This window comes from Hwangdonia sp., from assembly GCF_048381975.1.
GTDB classification, from domain to species: Bacteria; Bacteroidota; Bacteroidia; order Flavobacteriales; family Flavobacteriaceae; genus Hwangdonia; species Hwangdonia seohaensis.
Genome location: NZ_JBLWYT010000001.1, coordinates 717,724 through 734,988 on the forward strand (window position 1 = coordinate 717,724; position 17,265 = coordinate 734,988).

At 35.5% G+C, this 17,265-nt stretch carries 17 protein-coding genes; 7 read left to right on the forward strand and 10 right to left on the reverse strand.

Annotation, left to right across the window (positions count from 1 at the left end; translation table 11 throughout):
* The first annotated feature begins 16 nt into the window (after positions 1-16).
* Together ACN5J7_RS03135 and ACN5J7_RS03140 are read left to right on the forward strand one after the other, a co-directional pair.
* Entirely contained in the window at positions 17-304 is a 288-nt protein-coding gene (locus tag ACN5J7_RS03135) for a Sec-independent protein translocase subunit TatA/TatB (protein ID WP_418602667.1), read from the forward strand.
* Between the two features lie 131 nt (positions 305-435).
* On the forward strand, positions 436-2,703 hold the full coding sequence (locus tag ACN5J7_RS03140; RefSeq protein ID WP_418602669.1) for an ATP-binding protein: 2,268 nt from the start codon (positions 436-438) through the stop codon (positions 2,701-2,703).
* A 3-nt stretch (positions 2,704-2,706) separates the two neighbouring features.
* Here ACN5J7_RS03140 and ACN5J7_RS03145 read toward each other — a convergent pair whose 3' ends face one another.
* Entirely contained in the window at positions 2,707-3,351 is a 645-nt protein-coding gene (locus tag ACN5J7_RS03145) for an O-methyltransferase (RefSeq protein ID WP_418602671.1), read from the reverse strand.
* 363 nt (positions 3,352-3,714) lie between these two features.
* Here ACN5J7_RS03145 and ACN5J7_RS03150 point away from each other — a divergent pair, with 363 nt between their 5' ends.
* The 3 genes from ACN5J7_RS03150 to ACN5J7_RS03160 are packed head-to-tail and all read left to right on the forward strand — an operon-like array spanning position 3,715 to position 7,009.
* Complete coding sequence (locus ACN5J7_RS03150; protein WP_418602673.1) at positions 3,715-4,119, forward strand: hypothetical protein; 405 nt, start codon at positions 3,715-3,717, stop codon at positions 4,117-4,119.
* 23 nt (positions 4,120-4,142) lie between these two features.
* Complete coding sequence (locus ACN5J7_RS03155; RefSeq protein WP_418602675.1) at positions 4,143-4,571, forward strand: hypothetical protein; 429 nt, start codon at positions 4,143-4,145, stop codon at positions 4,569-4,571.
* Positions 4,572-4,579: 8 nt separating this feature from the next.
* A complete protein-coding gene (locus ACN5J7_RS03160; RefSeq protein ID WP_418602677.1) occupies positions 4,580-7,009 on the forward strand; it encodes a hypothetical protein in 2,430 nt (809 codons plus the stop codon).
* Between the two features lie 25 nt (positions 7,010-7,034).
* On the opposite strand, the gene ACN5J7_RS03165 is transcribed toward ACN5J7_RS03160, so the two are convergent.
* From ACN5J7_RS03165 to kynU, 7 genes are all read right to left on the reverse strand, one after another.
* Positions 7,035-8,120: an amidohydrolase family protein gene (locus tag ACN5J7_RS03165; protein WP_418602679.1), complete on the reverse strand. Its 1,086-nt coding sequence runs from the start codon at positions 8,118-8,120 to the stop codon at positions 7,035-7,037.
* The gene (locus ACN5J7_RS03170) at positions 8,120-8,656 is read right to left on the reverse strand and encodes a 3-hydroxyanthranilate 3,4-dioxygenase (RefSeq protein WP_418602681.1); all 537 of its coding nucleotides are present in this window, start codon (positions 8,654-8,656) and stop codon (positions 8,120-8,122) included. The genes ACN5J7_RS03165 and ACN5J7_RS03170 overlap by 1 nt, the downstream gene beginning before the upstream one ends.
* Before the next feature lie 114 nt (positions 8,657-8,770).
* Positions 8,771-9,553, reverse strand: coding sequence for an SDR family oxidoreductase (locus ACN5J7_RS03175; protein ID WP_311939559.1), 783 nt, complete (start codon positions 9,551-9,553; stop codon positions 8,771-8,773).
* Positions 9,554-9,637: 84 nt separating this feature from the next.
* Positions 9,638-11,080 carry an aldehyde dehydrogenase gene (locus tag ACN5J7_RS03180; RefSeq protein ID WP_418602833.1) on the reverse strand — a complete coding sequence of 481 codons (1,443 nt, stop codon included), beginning with the start codon at positions 11,078-11,080 and terminating at the stop codon, positions 9,638-9,640.
* Positions 11,081-11,087: 7 nt separating this feature from the next.
* Complete coding sequence (locus ACN5J7_RS03185) at positions 11,088-11,531, reverse strand: RidA family protein (protein ID WP_418602683.1); 444 nt, start codon at positions 11,529-11,531, stop codon at positions 11,088-11,090.
* 329 nt (positions 11,532-11,860) lie between these two features.
* A complete protein-coding gene (locus ACN5J7_RS03190; protein ID WP_418602685.1) occupies positions 11,861-13,306 on the reverse strand; it encodes an FAD-dependent oxidoreductase in 1,446 nt (481 codons plus the stop codon).
* Between the two features lie 110 nt (positions 13,307-13,416).
* Positions 13,417-14,685, reverse strand: coding sequence for a kynureninase (gene kynU / locus ACN5J7_RS03195; protein ID WP_418602687.1), 1,269 nt, complete (start codon positions 14,683-14,685; stop codon positions 13,417-13,419).
* 117 nt (positions 14,686-14,802) lie between these two features.
* Between kynU and ACN5J7_RS03200 the strand changes: the two genes are divergently transcribed.
* Positions 14,803-15,222 carry a (4Fe-4S)-binding protein gene (locus tag ACN5J7_RS03200; RefSeq protein ID WP_418602689.1) on the forward strand — a complete coding sequence of 140 codons (420 nt, stop codon included), beginning with the start codon at positions 14,803-14,805 and terminating at the stop codon, positions 15,220-15,222.
* A 150-nt stretch (positions 15,223-15,372) separates the two neighbouring features.
* Here the strand turns inward: ACN5J7_RS03200 and ACN5J7_RS03205 are convergent, their stop codons facing one another.
* On the reverse strand, positions 15,373-16,041 hold the full coding sequence (locus ACN5J7_RS03205) for a hypothetical protein (RefSeq protein ID WP_418602691.1): 669 nt from the start codon (positions 16,039-16,041) through the stop codon (positions 15,373-15,375).
* Between the two features lie 33 nt (positions 16,042-16,074).
* On the opposite strand from ACN5J7_RS03205, the gene ACN5J7_RS03210 reads away from it, so the two are divergent.
* Positions 16,075-16,875 carry a class I SAM-dependent methyltransferase gene (locus tag ACN5J7_RS03210; protein ID WP_418602693.1) on the forward strand — a complete coding sequence of 267 codons (801 nt, stop codon included), beginning with the start codon at positions 16,075-16,077 and terminating at the stop codon, positions 16,873-16,875.
* Here ACN5J7_RS03210 and ACN5J7_RS03215 read toward each other — a convergent pair.
* The gene (locus tag ACN5J7_RS03215; protein ID WP_418602695.1) at positions 16,862-17,263 is read right to left on the reverse strand and encodes a hypothetical protein; all 402 of its coding nucleotides are present in this window, start codon (positions 17,261-17,263) and stop codon (positions 16,862-16,864) included. The two genes, ACN5J7_RS03210 and ACN5J7_RS03215, sit on opposite strands and share 14 nt — an antisense overlap.
* Positions 17,264-17,265: the final 2 nt, after the last annotated feature.

A 17,265-nucleotide genomic window follows, 5' to 3' on the forward strand; every position in this document is an offset into this window, starting at 1 on the left:
TCACTATATTTGTATTGTGATATATCAACCTACATTTCTATTTATAAGCGGTGCAGAAATAGCTTTTATACTATTTATTGTCATCATGGTTTTTGGTGCCGACAAGCTGCCCGAAATAGCCCGTGGTTTGGGTAAAGGCATGCGTACGCTTAAAGATGCCACCAACGATATTAAACAAGAAATTACCAAAACCGTCGAAAAGAACGGTATAGACACTAGCATCACTGCCGATGTAAAAAAAGAGCTCGATAAAGTAAAAGACGATTTAGAGGATTTTACAGGCTCGGTAAAACGTAAGTTTTAATATAATTCCTTTAGTTTTCATTACGTTATTTATCTCTTTGTCGGAAAAAGACTGTTTTATGACGAGTATTTTTATTCCTATCGAGGAAAAGAAATACTTTAAAAGTCCCAAATCAATAATTTTCGTAAAACATGAAAACAAACCTACTTGTAGTTTTTCTGTTAGTTACCTCCGTGATCTTTGGTAAAACAGATAGAGATATCATAAAAGAAATCGATAAAAAAAATGCGTCTGCATTAATTCTATTCAACAATCAGCAAATAGTAAAGTCCTTTAAAGAATTTATTCATGCCAAAGCATTGTCAGATTCTATTCAAGACAATTATGGAAGTGCCACAGCCAATTTTCACTTAGGTAATATTTATTATTTAATGGAAAATTATAAGTCTGCCCAAGAGCATTACCAATTAACATTAGATGTTTTAAAAGAGATTGATGATGATTACTTGGTTTCCAGTTCTTATCTAAACCTAGCTAAAATATTTAGAGACCAGAATAACCACGATAAAAGCATTGAATATTTTGAGAAAGCTCTTCGGTTTTCGGTAGCCAAAAGAAATTTACCTGCTATTGAAAAAGAAAATATCCAAAACGTATATGTTGAAGCAAAGATTAATTTATGTGAATTATATATTGAAAAAAATAACCTAGACGAAGCTTTAATCAACTTATTAAAATTAGGCAGTTATCTAAAAACAGACACCATAAATTCAAGTTTAGAAGGGTATTACAATTATGTGTACGGTATTTATTATGCAAAAAAGGAGCTGTACAATAATGCGAGTAATAAATTTAGGCAAGCCGTTTTTTTATTAAATGAAGACACCGAAGAAGTCGATTTGGATTTACTGAGTAGTATCTACATGCAACTGTCCATTGCTTTGGCAAAATCTGGTAAAAGCACAGAGGCGTATATTACTTTATTGGAACAAAATAACTATAAAGACCAACTATCCAACGAAGAAAAAAACAGACAGGATTTATTAGTAAAATCCAAATTTTTAATCGAAGATTATAAAAACGAAGCAAAAACAGCTAATATAGCGAGACTACAGCAATTAGAAATAGCCAATAAATTCAAGAAAATTAATATTGTATTTTTTGTAACGTTGTTGCTGTTGGTGGTTTCATTCATCGTTATTTATAAAAGTTATAGCTCTAAAATAAAATTAAGTAAAACGCTAAAATTAAAAAACAGCGAATTACAATTGGCTAAAGATGAAGCCTTAAAAACTTCGGAGTTAAAAAGCAAATTCATTTCAAACGTGTCTCACGAATTGAGAACCCCGCTGTATGGCGTGGTTGGTATAACATCGCTGTTGTTAAACGAGAAAAAGAACCTTAGCGAACGCGACCGAAAATATTTAAATTCGCTTAAATATTCAGGAGATTACCTTTTAAATTTAGTTAATGATATTTTACAAGCCAATAAAATGGAAGCTCAAAAAATAGAGCTTAAAAATGTGTCGGTAAATATAAAATCCTTAATGCAGCGTATAGTTGATTCTTTTGAATATAGATTACAAGAATCGAATAATCGAATTAAATTGTCTATGGACGAAGGCATTCCAGAGTACATTAAAGTTGATAAAGTTAGAATGTCTCAGGTTTTACTAAATTTAATTGGAAATAGTATAAAATTCACTGAAAGTGGTGTTATTGATTTGAGAATAAAATTATTAAACTTAGGAGATGAAAAAGTGAGTTTGCGTTTCGAAATTGAAGATAATGGTAAAGGTATTCCACAAGATAAATTTAAAACCATTTTCGATAATTTTTCTCAATTAGGAAATGAAAGCAATACCAATTATCAAGGCACAGGCTTAGGGCTTTCCATTACCAAAAACATCATTCAATTATTTGAAAGCCAAATAGAGCTTGAAAGTGAAGTGGGTAAAGGAACCAAATTTAGCTTTAACGTAGATTTTGAAATAGACCAAGAAAGCAAGACCATAGTAGACCTAAATGCATCTAAAAAGGTGGAATTAAATACAGGTAACAAGTTTAAGGTTTTAATTGTTGAAGATAATAAGATAAACCAAATTGTGACTAAGAACCTATTGGTTAAGCAAAATTACGTTTGCGACATTGTAGATAACGGCTTAGAGGCAGTTGAGAGGATGCAAGCTAAAAACAATTATGACCTTATTTTAATGGATATCAATATGCCTATTATGAATGGTAATGATGCGACAGTGGCCATTAGACAGTTTAATAAAGAGATACCTATTATTGCTTTAACAGCTGCCGATATAGAGGAGGTAAAACAAGATTTCGATATTATTGGGTTTAACGATATTATAACCAAACCTTTTGATAATTATGAGTTTTTCCAAACGATAGCGTCTCACATTCAAAATTCGAATTCGTGTGAAGTAAAATTGGTTAAGGCATCTTAATGTTTAAACCTTTCTACTAATCGTCAAACCGTCTCTTATGGGTAACACCACAGTTTCAACACGTTTGTCGTTTTTTAAAAGCGCATTATATTTAATTAAAGCAGGGGTAGAGGTGTCTTCTTTTTTAAACTGAGTCTCTAAAACTTTACCGCTCCACAAAACGTTGTCGGATAAAATAATGCCGCCGGTATTTAATTTGTCAACAATCGCGTTAAAGTAATTGGCATAGTTTTCTTTATCGGCATCAATAAAAACCAAATCAAAGGTTTTGTCAAGTTTCGGAATAATATCCAAAGCATCACCTAAATGCTGGAATATTTGATTGGCATATTCAGACTTGTTAAAATACTTTCGCTGAAAGTCAAACAGTTCTTCATTGAGGTCAATAGTGTGGAGCTCGCCGTTTTTTTGTAAACCTTCGGCTAAACACAAAGCGGAATACCCCGTGTAGGTCCCAATTTCCAATATGTTTTTTGGATGCACTATTTTAGAAATCATACTCAATACACGCCCTTGGTAATGCCCACTTAGCATCCGAGGTTGCAATATTTTTTGATAGGTTTCCCTATTGAGTTGCTGCAGTAATTCTGGTTCGTCCTCAGAATGTTTTACTACGTAATCGTCTATGTTTTCGGGTATAAAATGCATATTTTATATAATTAATCGTGTTACACTTCATTATAGTAAAAGCGTGGTCAAAATCTATTTTTAAATTAAAACTATAATCAAAAGTATAACTTTTTTATTTATCGAATTATGATAATTGTAATTTACAACAGCTATGATGCAGTTTGTCCGAAATTAGTTTTAATAACCAAGCCTACTACCTTTCTTTGAGATATTATAAATGCATGTTGGTAATTTCTACCTAAAAAACAAAACGGTAGTAATTTTCCTCTTTTTTGATGAAAATTCCCTCTTTTTTTGAATGGATTAATTCTAAATTTGAATACTAACCTTTAATTACTTTATGTATGAGTAGCTAATTTAAATCTATAAAAATTATCAAAAATGAATGAACAATCGTACAACTTGAATGCAAATTTTGTTTCAGATTTCACAGGCTTATTTGTAAAGTTTGTAGCAGCATTATTTCTTATTTATGCGTTAGTATTGATAATTAATCTACTAAGGGATAAGTTTGTAAAAACGGAAGCTGATGCTAAAAATGCGGATTATTTAGAGTTTTTTACAATTTTGAATAGATTATTTTTTATATCGGGGTTTGGCTTTGTTATAGCCAATCTAATAACGGTTTTTTTTAGTGAGATTAATAACAGTAAAGTTACATTAGCTTTTGTGAGTGAATGGAAGTATTTGACTTTTGGAATTATTTTAATATTTATTGGAATAAGTTTTAAATCGGTTAAAAAGCGAATTGTAAAAGAGCGCAATGAATCATTAAAATCTGAGTAATCATTATTTAAAATAGTTTTAAAATGTATAAGAACGCAGCTGTTATCACCTTTTTTGTTGTACTTGTTTTACAATCTTGTAGGTTTGAGTCTAAAAGAAACGTAAGTACAAGTAACGAAGTTTTTGTTGCAGAAGATTATATTGGTATTTGGGTTAACGAAAGTGAAAACAAAGAAATTATTTCAGAAGATGATAGGGTGATTTATAAAATGAATTTAAAAAAGGAGCATAAAGCAGAAGTTGAGATACAAGATACTACAGGGTTTAGAATTATTAATGGTAATTGGGAATTTCGACCAAACCTAATTGCTGGTGTCGCGGTAAAAGTAGATTTGGTTTTAACATTTGATAGAGATGCACACCATAGAGAAAAACTAATGCTATCCATTCAAAAAGACGGCAAGCAAGTAATACTTAAATCACATAAATCAAAATTCAAGAAAGCAAATTAAAAGTCTATATGAAAAGATTGCCATTATTAATATTGTTCCTGTTTTTAATTCAATCTAGCATTAATGCTCAAGATAAAACTAAAACCGATTCCATTCATTCACCAACCGTACCAAGTATAGAAAAAATATATCTGCATACAGATAGATCTTGCTATACTGTTGGAGAGTCTCTTTGGTATAAAGCATACTCGGTTTATGCCTATACGAATGTTTTGTTTGATAACAGTAATTTACTTTACGTAGAGTTAATTTCGCCCGAATCTAAAATAATTGCACGTAACATAATTAAATTAGAAAGCGGTCTGGGTCATGGCGATTTTAAGCTAACCGATTCGCTAGGGGTTTCGGCTGGGAAATATCAATTAAGAGCCTATACCAATTGGATGCGTAATTTTGGTGAGGACTTTGTTTTTAAAAAAGAAATTGAAGTTATAGACATTAGTAAGAAAGATAGTTTAGCCCCTCTTGATAATGATAACCTTTTGCAGAAGCCTAACAACCAAGAAACCAGTGCGAATAAAAAGACTGTAAATGTGCAATTTTTCCCTGAAGGCGGAACGTTAATCGAAGGTGTTGCAAGTGTTGTAGCGTTTAAGGCAACCAATAGTAGAGGTCAACCCACAGCCGTAAAAGGACGAGTGTTTGATGCTCAAAAAAATGACGTAACTATATTTAGGAGTATACATGATGGTATGGGTAAATTTGTTTTAACTCCAAATAAAAACGAGGAATATAGTGTTGAAATAATTGATGATGCTAACGAAAACATTAAATTCAAACTGCCTAAAGTAGAAACGCATGGTTATACATTAAGCTCGAAAATAGTAAAAGAAAACAATGTAATAACAATTAAAACAAATCAAAGCACTTTAAACAGTAATCCAGGAGCTTTATTAACACTTACATGCAAGGCTAAAGGAATAACTTATTTTGAAGGTACTCAACGTTTAGAAGAAAATAGTTTTTCCTTTATACTTGCTAAAGAAGATTTGCCAGAGGGCATTATACAAATAACACTTTACGACCAAACATTGAAACCTTATAGCGAACGGTTAGTTTATAACGAAAAAGATAACGATATAGATGTTACTCTCAAGCTTAACAAAGAACAATATGCTCCAAAAGAAAAAGTAAACCTTAGTCTCACAGCAAAAACAAAGAAGGGTGCTCCTGTGGCTGCGAGCTTTTCATTGGCTTCGGTTGACGAGAATGGAATTGATAAGAAATTGGATAACGGAATGAATATTTGTTCGTATTTTTTATTGGAGTCAGATATTAAGGGCACCGTGCATAACCCGGAATATTACTTTAATAGATCGAACCGCAATAGATTAAGGCATTTAGATTTGTTATTGCTTACACAAGGTTGGCGAGATTTTTTATGGAAAAAACTACCAATTGCTAAAATGCCTTTAAAGTATAATTTGGAAAAAGGGATTACCATTTCGGGATCTGTTAGAACATTATTTGGAAACACCCCAAAAGCGAATAGTAGGGTCAGTATGGTTTTAATGAACAACGGAAAATCGATATTGTTAGATGATGTAACCAATGTTGATGGGGAATTTGAATTTAATGATATTGTGTTTAAGGGTAGCTCTCTCATGATGCTTAATGCACAGAACGAGAAGGGGAAAAACAGAGGTACATTTCTTCTGGATTCTTTATTTAATAACCCAATTAAAATAGATTATCAGAGCACGTATACACCTTCATTAAAATCGAAAACTATGAAGCAAAGTGTTTATAAAAAACATGTAAATTTTAATGTTCCAATAGAAAATGTACTAGATGAAGTCGTTATAATGGGAAAAAAGAAAAACGAAAGAAAAAGCAAATACGGAAATGCCGATAAAACGTATATCGTTGAAGAAAACACGCCAAATTTTTCCAATATTTATCAATTCATACAGTACGCTATGCCTGGTGTTCTAGTATCTGGGAATTCAATTAAATTTAATAGTAGTAACGGGCCCGCTTTAATTTTAATAGATGAGGTGGTTGCAGAAATGGGAGATTTGGAGTTTATTCATCCAGACCATGTGGCTAAAATAGAGTCCATAAAATCCTCGAGAGCGGCCGTTTTTGGTTCGCAAGGCGCAAATGGGGCTATACTTATTTACATTAAAGAGGGGAGTTCAGCACATAAACGAAAAAAAGCGTTTCATTCAATTACCAAATTAGTTCATGGTTTTTATGACGCCCGAGTTTTTTATTCACCAAATTATGAAAAACCAGATCCTCTGCTTGATCAAGATGCCGATATAAGAAATACATTGTACTGGAATCCTTATGTGCACCCCGATGAAAACGGTTTAGCTGAAATGTCTTATTTTAATAGTGAAGTAAATAATATGGATGTGCGTATTACCGTTGAAGGCATTACAGATACAGGAGTGCCGATAGTAGTAGAGAAAAATTATAGAGTTGAAGACTAAATAAAACTGCGAAAAAGGTAATAAATCAAGTCTTTAAAATTCTATTTACTAAATCTTTTTTTGCGCTTTCGTCATCGCCACATAACCATTGGATAACGTTGTCTTCCCAAATGGCATCGCGTTCAGTTTCGTTAATAATTTTACGTTCAATAGCTAAATCTAAAATTTTACCGGGATACGACGATTGTTTGGCGCTTTCCATTTCCCCCAAAGGATAAGGGTCGTCCAATCCCATAAGTACCTGCTTAGAGCCTTGGTTTTTTATTAGCAATTCCAACCCGCCGGTATCGTGTACCAAGGTATCGAAGAAAATATTTTTATGCCCCACTGCTTTTCTGGGGTGGTGTTTGCCCTCAAATAAATCGGGTCTGCCATCAAACCCTTGAATACGTCGCCCTAAATTAATTTGTGCCAATTGGCCGCCATGAGCAAAACAAGTTCTCATGTTCGGGTATTTTTCCTGATACCCATTTAAGGTTAAAAAGTGATAGGCATCGGCACATTGGGCCAGCATCCAAATTAAATGAAAACGCCACGAGGTGTTTTCTAATTTTATAAATTTTTCGCCATCGTACGGATGGATTTCTACGGCTAAATTGTACTTGTTGGCCAATTCAAAAATAGGTTCGTTTTCCTCATCAAAAATACAACGCCACGTGCCAATAGTATCCATATAATGGGTTGGTAAACAGAGTAATTGCATGCCATGGGTTTCCACACAGCGTTCAATTTCCCAACAGGCACTCCTAACAAAACCCGGATGCACCACAAAACCACACGTAAATTTATTGGGGTTCTCGTGCTGTATTTTGGCATTGAAATCGTTTTGAAAACGCAATGCTTGCTTCATTTCTTCAACACGTAACCCATTGCCGTACAATTGCGATAAATTTAAAACGACGGCATGGTCAATTTTGTTGCGCTCCATCCATTCCAGCTTATCGTGCAAAAAGAAACTGGAATCGGTTACGGGGCGGCTCCAATCTTTTTGAAGCATATATTTTCTGTCCTTGTCTACCCAAAAAATGCCTTTTTCGCGCATAAAATCCGGTATTTCCTCAGGATAAGGAAGTAAATGGGAATGGCCGTTTATTCGAAGTTTTCGTTTCATTAATCTTCCAATTTAACTTTTTTAGGCGGTTGCATCACTTCCCCACAATTGGGGCAAGAACGTTTGTTTTCATCGCTGTAATAATTATCGAAAATTTTAGGCATATCCGTTTCAATATTGTCTAGCGTAAAATCTTCTTCATATAATTTTGTGGCGCAATTTTCGCAAAACCAAAGCAATGCATCCTGCACCCCTTTTTCTCTGGGATATTCAATAACCAATCCTACGGTGTTGGCACCTCGTTGTGGCGAATGCGGCACTTTTGGAGGCAATAAAAAAATGTCGCCTTCTTTAATATGAATGTCCTTGGGCGTGCCATTATCAATAATTTTCAAAACGATATCACCTTCAATTTGATAGAAAAACTCAGGGGTTTCGTTGTAGTGATAGTCCTTCCTGCTATTTGGTCCACCAACCACCATAACAATAAAATCGCCATCTTTCCAAACCACTTTATTGCCCACAGGGGGTTTTAATAAATGTCTGTTTTCATCAATCCAAGCTTTAAAATTTACGGGCGGATATACTTTGCTCATGGTATTTTTATTTTTTGGGCGTGCCCTTGCAGGTCAGGCTTTCCGCTGTATCTTTTGCAAAAAAGCAAAAGGATGCCGCTTCAATCCTTCACGCGGAATTAATTGTGCTTAAAGTTACAAACTTTTTGTGCGTCCACCATCAACCGGAACGTTAATTCCGTTTACATAACTGGCACATTCACTCGCTAAAAACGCAATAACATTTGCAGTTTCTTCAGGCTTTGCAAAACGTTGGGCTGGCGAATAACCTTTCATTATTTCTGCCATAGTATCAATACTTTTGTTTTCATTGACAGCTTTAATTTTAATTATTTCGTTTAAACGTTCGGTTTCGGTAAATCCGGGCAATACATTGTTTACCGTAATGCCAAATGCACCAACTTCGGTTGCCAAGGTTTTGCTCCAGTTGCCCACAGCACCTCTAATGGTATTGCTTACGCCCAAACCCGGAATGGGCTCTTTAACCGAGGTGGAAATAATGTTTACAATTCTTCCAAAACCAGCTTCTTTCATAAACGGGATAGTGGCCTGAGCCAACACATGGTTGCATTTTAAATGCTGAATAAAAGCATTATCGAATTCCTCTAAAGCAGCAGTTAAAATAGGCCCGCTCCTTGGGCCACCGGTATTATTGATTAAGATATGAAACCCGTGGTTTTTCTCTGTAAATTTAATGACCTGTTCTTGTAAATCCCTGGGGTTGGAAAAGTCTGCCACTATATAACTATGGTTTTTAGGTTCTGGTAATTCTGCTAAAACCGCTTTTAGTTTTTCCCGGTTTCTAGCTACCAAAGTAACGTTAGCACCTTCGGCAGCTAAAGCCATGGCGGTTGCTTTTCCTATGCCTTGAGTGCTTCCACAAACTAAGGCGTTTTTGTTGTTTAATTTTAAATCCATTTATTTGAGATAAAAGAGAAAAGAATAAAGAAAACAGAAGGTTTGGTAAATCTATTTTCTTTCGTCTCTTCTCTAGGTTCTTTTTTAATATTTTATACAAACATTTTTTGCTTCGGTAAAAAAACGCAAAGCTTCAAATCCGCCTTCACGACCAATACCACTTGCTTTAACGCCACCAAAAGGCGTGCGTAAATCGCGCATCATCCACGTGTTTACCCAAACAATTCCGGCTTGTAATTGATTGCTCATGCCCATGGTACGTTTTAAATCGTTGGTCCAAATGGATGCCGATAAGCCGTACTTTACTTTGTTTGCCATTTGTAAAACTTCATCTTCCGTATTAAAAGGCATCATGGTTACAACCGGTCCAAAAATTTCTTCTTGGTTTACTGTGCATTCATCGGTTTTAACTTCAATAATGGTTGGCTCTAAATAATACCCGTTTTCGTAACCTTCAACTTTAACTTCACGTCCACCACACAAAATAATACCGTTTTCAGCTTTGGCGATGTTAATATAGTCTTTTACTTTTTTAAGATGCGTTTTGGAAACCAATGCGCCAATATCAGTATTACTTTCAGATGGATGCCCAACCTTAAGCTGCTTTGCTTTTTCAACAAAATCGGTTTTAAATTTTTTATAAATGGAAGCTTCTACAAAAATACGGCTTCCGCATAAACAGATTTGCCCTTGATTGGCAAATGATGAGCGTACCGTGGTTTCCAGCATATCCTCGTAATCGCAATCTGCAAAAATGATATTTGGGTTTTTACCACCAAGTTCCAAGGACAGTTTTTTAAACATCGGTGCGGCTACTTTTGCAATGTGTGCACCGGTTGCTGTTCCGCCCGTAAAACTAATAGCTTTAATATCTGGATGCTCAATTATAGCTTGACCTGTTGTTGTGCCTAAACCGTGTACAATATTCAGCACACCTTTTGGGAGGCCAGCCTCATTTAGTATCTCGCTCAAAAGATAAGCTGTCATGGGTGTGATTTCACTGGGTTTTGCAACCACGCAATTTCCTGCGGCTATTGCGGGAGCTATTTTCCATGTAAATAAGTAAAGTGGAAGATTCCAAGGAGAAATACAACCAACAACACCAATGGGCTGCCTTAACGTATAGTTTATGGCATTTTGACCCACGCTTTCGTGACTTTCGCTGGCGAATTGGGTGATGGCATTTCCAAAGAATCTAAAATTACTTGCTGCTCTGGGAATATCAACTGTTTTTGCTAAACCGATGGGTTTGCCATTGTCTTTACTTTCGGCTTCTGCGAAGCGCTGTAAATTGGCTTCAAGTAATTCTGAGATTTTTATTAGGATTTTACTGCGTTCCTCTAAAGTGGTTTGCGACCACGTTGGAAAAGCAGATTTTGCTGCGATATATGCGTTTTCTACATCTTCTTTGGATGAATTTGGCAGTTGCCCGTAAACCTCACCGTTTGATGGGTTGTAGTTGTCTAACCATGCATCGTTAATTGGGTTGTGAAAGTTGCCGTTTATGTAGTTTTGGATGTTCTGCATCATGCTTTTAACTTTTGCCCATAGGCTTGTAAGCCATCACTTTAATTTCCACTACCAAATCTGGGTGTGGTAATTGATGTACGGCAACTGTGGTTCGAGTGGGACCCGTTTCCTTATCAAAAAATTCTGCGTAAGCTTTATTGTAACCTGCAAAGTCATTCATATTTACTAAAAAAGTGGTTACATCAACCACATCTTTTAAAGTGGCGCCTTCTTTGGCTAAGTTTTTTTCGATGTTTAATAGAACTTCACGGGTTTGTGTTTCTATATTTAAACGCTTGGTTCCCATGTTGTCAATTATATCAACACCTGCAATGGTATTGTCTGCACGACGAGAACTGGTGCCCGATACAAATATAAAATCGTTCACGCGCTTGGTGTGTGGATATGCGCCTCTTGGAGTTACTTTAGTTTCTGCGGAGGCAGGAATCTCATTTTTTTCGTTACTCATAATTTATGTTGTCGTTATTTTTTAAATTGTTCATTTTGTCTTGATACAAAACGAACCAAAAAATCATATTGAAATAAGGAAATTGCTAAAGCACCATTCGCTTTCGGAATTACGTGCTTAAAGCTGCGCTTCGCATCTCCATTCCTTCGCTCTTTATTTCTGCATTTCAATGTTCAATTCCTTGAATTGATTTGGGGCTTGACTAATTTGTTATTTTATTGTTTTCCTTATGTTGTTTAAATATTTTAATAAATTTTACTCATAACTCATAACTCATAACTCATAACTCATAACTCATAACTCATAACTCATAACTCATAACTCATAACTCATAACTCATGTAGCCCTGCAATTTTATCTTCTTCTAAAATAGCTTCGGTTTCTTGCTTTATTTTTTTCAATATCGTTTTTAAATCTTCTTTTGTTATATCGGGTCCTTCGTCTCCGCTCAAGATAGACTTCGTTGAGATGTTGCCATCTGCTAATAAATTCAAAATAGCTTTGTCCTGTGCGCGTCCTTTTAACATGGCTTCGCGGTATCCTAAATTTTCATTGAATGTTACTAAGGTATATTTTGAAGCATAATCATCCGGAAAATGTTCTTCTAAAAGCATTTCCAATTTACGTTTTTCTTGGAACATAGGATTTGCTGTATGGGATTTCATTTCATAGAAATTATCTATCGCTAAATCTGCAATGGCATCGGTATCTTTTTTACGTGTTTTTTCGTAGGCCGCAAATGTGGCTTCCCAACTTTCTAGTTTTTGGTCTAAAATGTTATCGAATATAACCACATCTTCAAAAGACGCGTTCATGCCCTGTCCGTAAAACGGAACGATGGCATGTGCCGCATCGCCCATTAAAAGCGTATTGCCTTTGTAATGCCAAGGCGAACATTTTACGGTGCCCAAAGGCGACGTTGGATTTTCAAAAAAATCATCAATTAAATTGGGCATTAAGGCTAAAGCGTCCGGGAATTCTTTTTGGAAAAATTCCAATACGGCATATTCAGTGGTTAAATTGTTAAAATGGTATTCACCTTCATCGTAACTTAAAAAGAGCGTTACCGTAAAACTGCCGTCTAAATTTGGTAAAGCTATCAGCATAAAAGTACCACGAGGCCAAATATGAAGGGCGTTTTTATACGCTTTGTAATCGCCGTTTTCCTTTGACAGAATGCTGAGTTCTTTATAGCCATGTGTTAAATAATCTTGCGAAAAACTGAATAAAAACTTTTTGCCTAAAAAATAGCTTTTTCGCAGTACGGAGCCCGCACCATCGGTGGCAATAATAATATCGGCATCTTCAATAAATTGATCTTTGGTTTTGTAATCTTGAAACAAAGCCGTGGTTTTTTCAAAATCGACGGATTTACATTTTTTGTTGAAATAAACCGAGACGTTTTTATGTTTTTCGGCTTCGGTTAAAAGTAAAGCGTTAAGTGCGCCACGGGAAATGGAGTTGATATATTCATGCTCTCGTCCGCTGTATTTTGATAAATGGGTATGGCCTTTTTTATCGTGGATCATTCTGCCATTCATGGGAATGCAAAGCGACTTGACTTTATCTTCAATACCAACAAGTTTCATGGCTTTAATGCCGCGATCTGAAAGTGCTAAATTTATGGAACGGCCAGCTGAAATATCGACTTTGCGCAAATCCGGACGCATTTCGTAAACGCTAACATGATATCCGCGTTGTCCTAATCGTAATGCAAGAAGGCTTCCGCATAATCCTGCGCCAATGATTAGTATGTTTTGTTGTTTTTCTTTCATTTTTGTCATCCTGAACTTGTTTCAGGATCTCATTGTTATTAATACTTTAATTTAGAGTGGATTCCTGCATTCACTTCGACAAGCTCAGTATGGCACGCAGGAATGACAAATCAATTTAAAATACGCTTCAATTTCTTAACCAAATTATAAACATCTTCAAACGAATTATATAGTGGCACAGGCGCACAGCGAATCACATCGGGTTCGCGCCAATCGCTTATAACACCCATTTCGGTTAATTTGTTATGTAAACTTTTGTCGGCATTTTTAACTTGAATTGATAGTTGGCAACCCCGTTCGTTTGGATGGCTTGGAGTAATAATTTTTATCGTGTCTTCACCTAACTGTTTCAATAAAAACTCAAAATAACCCGTTAGCTTTTTAGATTTTTCGATAAGTTTTTTAATACCAACATCTTCAAACATATCGAGTGACGCTTTTATGGCTGCCATCGATAAAATCGGCGGATTGCTAAGTTGCCAACCTTCGGCGCCCGGAATGACATCAAACTCATCGCGCATTTTAAAACGCGTTTGTTTATTGTGGCTCCACCAACCCGTAAATCGGTTCAGTGTTTTATTGTAAGCATGACGCTCGTGCACAAAACAACCTGCTAAACTCCCAGGACCGGAATTTAGGTATTTGTAAGTGCACCAAACGGCAAAATCTGCTCCGGAATCGTGTAAATTGAGTTCGACATTTCCTGCGCCATGGGCACAATCAAACCCTACTTTACAACCGTGTTTATGCCCTAGCTCGGTTATTTTTTTTAAGTCGAAAAATTGCCCTGTGTAATAATTAACGCCACCAATCATAATGAGCGCTATTTCATCGCCTTGTTCTTTTAAAATAGATTCTAAATCTTCGTATCGCAATAATTCCTCGCCTTTGCGGGGTTTCCATAATACCAATCCGTCTTTATCATCAAATCCATGATGTCTTAATTGCGATTCAACAGCATATTTATCGGATGGAAACGCATCACTTTCAATTAGTATTTTGTAACGTGTTTTTGTAGGTTTATAAAACGATACCATCATAAAATGAAGGTTTGCCGTTAATGTATTCATCACGACCACTTCAATGGGTTTTGCCCCAACCACATTGGCCATACTTTTGGTGAGAAATTCATGATATTGTAGCCATGGGTTTTTAGCATCGATGTGTCCTTCAACACCTAAATTAGCCCAGTCTTCAAGCTCTTGGTTGATATAGTTTTTGGTTGATTTTGGCTGTAAACCAAGGGAATTACCGGTGAGGTAAATAAGTTCATTTCCGTGCTTGTCTTTGGGAATATGAAACTGATTTCTGTAGGGCGCTAATTCATCATTTTGGTCTTGCTGTTTTGCGTAGTCAAGACCTAGTTTATAATCGGACAATGTGAAGGGTTTTTCGGTTTCTAACAAAAATAAGAATTATATATTTAGAAACGAACCGATAAATTGGACTAAATATGAGAACAATCTTTTTTGTATATTTAGTAAAAACTTTAAGGTATGGGAAAAATTAGAGAATATTCAAACGGAGAAACAACGGTGGTTTGGGAGGCTGAAAAGTGCATTCATTCGGCGATTTGTGCCAAAGGTTTGCCCGAAGTATTCCAGCCCAGGGACAAGCCTTGGATAAAAATTGACGCTGCAAAAACCAATGCGATTATCAATCAAGTAAAACAATGCCCTTCGGGTGCTTTAACTTATTATATGAATGCCGTAGGCGATAACACAGCCGAAACATTGGAAACCAAGGTTGAGGTTATGGAAAACGGCCCATTATTGGTTTACGGCACACTAAAAGTTACCCATAGGGACGGCAGCCAAGAAATTAAAAATAAAACCACGGCTTTTTGCCGATGTGGCGCCTCAAACAATAAACCTTTTTGCGATGGTACGCATGTAAAGGAGGCTTTTAAAGGCTAACATGAAATGGTAAAAAAGGGAAAAGCGCTTTAACCATTGGTTAAAGCGCTTTTCATATATATAGGCGCAAATGCGGAAAAAACTATCTATACTTTATATACGGTCTTAGTCGTAATTTAGATGTTTACCTTACACTAAAATAGTAAAATGTTACTCTACGGTAATTTTTACATCTGTAAAGTTAAGATTCCAGTTTTCGCCTTGTTTTTTATGCTCTAAAGCTATTTTTATGCCCTTAAAATCTTGATGGTTTTCAAAGGTGGTAATCATCGATGGGTCTTTTTGGTTACCTTTTCTAAAAACCCATTCCCGAATTAAGTAATTCGTATCGAAATAAATATCATAAGCATCGCCAGGTGTGTATCCGCCATCGTTTGAATAGGTTAAAGTAATTTTATTCATGTCGCTTTTGCTAATCGGCGCTTCTGCTTTAACGGGGTCCGAAATGGTCGTGCCGGCATCCCAAACCAATTGAAACGGTACAAGCAACCAAAATTTGTCGTTTATAAAACCTTGGTCTGCTTTTAGGCTTGTACTATCAACCGAAGCCCTATTATACGAAACCGTTTCATTATTCATCGTCATACTAACTGCATTGGTTTTTGGGTTCCAGCGCCAGCTTCTCTCAAAATGGCTGCTATCTCTATCTACGTTAAAAGTAAATTGAATTTCGGCAACGTTTTTCCAGTTTTCATACCCGTGTGCTTTTGCAATTTTTTCAGCCACAGAAAGTTCTGGTTCAACGGTTTTGGTTTCGGCTTTTTGCTTGCACCCGAAGAAAAATAGGGTTAATGAAACCATGTAAATGAAGTTTTTCATAATTTAGATTTTTTGTAAAGATATCATTTGAAGATGACAACCAATAATAAATATTTTAAAACCAATAAAGCGACTTGGAACGAAAAAGTAAAGGTGCACGCGAAAAGCGCTATGTATAATTTGGAGGAATTTAAAAAAGGAAGAACATCTTTAATGCCTTATGAATTAGATGCTTTGGGCGATGTAAAAGGAAAATCGCTATTGCATTTGCAATGTCATTTTGGGCAAGATACGCTGAGTTGGAGTAGGATGGGAGCGACCTGTACCGGTGTAGATTTGAGTGACGAAGGCATTAAATTAGCACAAGAATTAAATAAAGATTTGAAGCTTGATGCTGAATTTGTGTGTTGTAATGTTTTGGATACGTCGGAGTTTGTAAAAGACACTTTTGATATTGTTTATACCAGTTACGGCGTTATTGGCTGGTTGCCAGATTTAAAACCTTGGGGAAAAATGATTGCGGAGCGTTTAAAAAAAGGCGGTACGTTTTATATGGTCGAATTTCACCCGATAGTTTGGATGTTCGATTATTTGGAAGGCAAGCCCATTATGACATATGGCTACATGCAAAACGAGGCTATTTACGAAGAATATGAGGGCACTTATGCCAATCAAAATTCAAAAATGATTAGTAAGGAATACGGATGGAATCACGGGTTGGGCGAAGTGGTTTCGGCTTTAACCGAAGCGGGTTTGCATGTGGAATATTTAAAGGAACACGACGAAAGTCCGTATAATGTGTTGCCAGATTTAATTGAAACCGAAACAGGCTTGTATGTTACCAAAGATAAGTTGTATCCTTTGATATTTGAGTTGAAGGCTAAAAAGCTTTAAAGTTATTATTATCAAATTTTGTTATTTGTATTACAATATGATTTTCAATCTTAATAACTTCTAATCTTATAAAACTATTTACTTTTAGTTCATATATATACTCATTATTTTCCATTTTTTTAAAGTCTAGCTCTTTTTCGGGTATAAGATTTTTTAAAAAATCATCTATTTTATCACGCTGAATAAAAATATCTATACTATTCCAATACTCTTCCTTCTCTCTTCTTCGGTACACAAAATATTCAATAAATTCTGAATTAACATTGAAGTGATTAACATTAATAAAACCTTGAGAGTCTGCGTTGTCATCTAAGGATTTTTTAAAGTCAAGATTGAAATCATTTTCTGGAAAATTAATATAGGTTAGTATATTTTTTAACGGGTTCATTT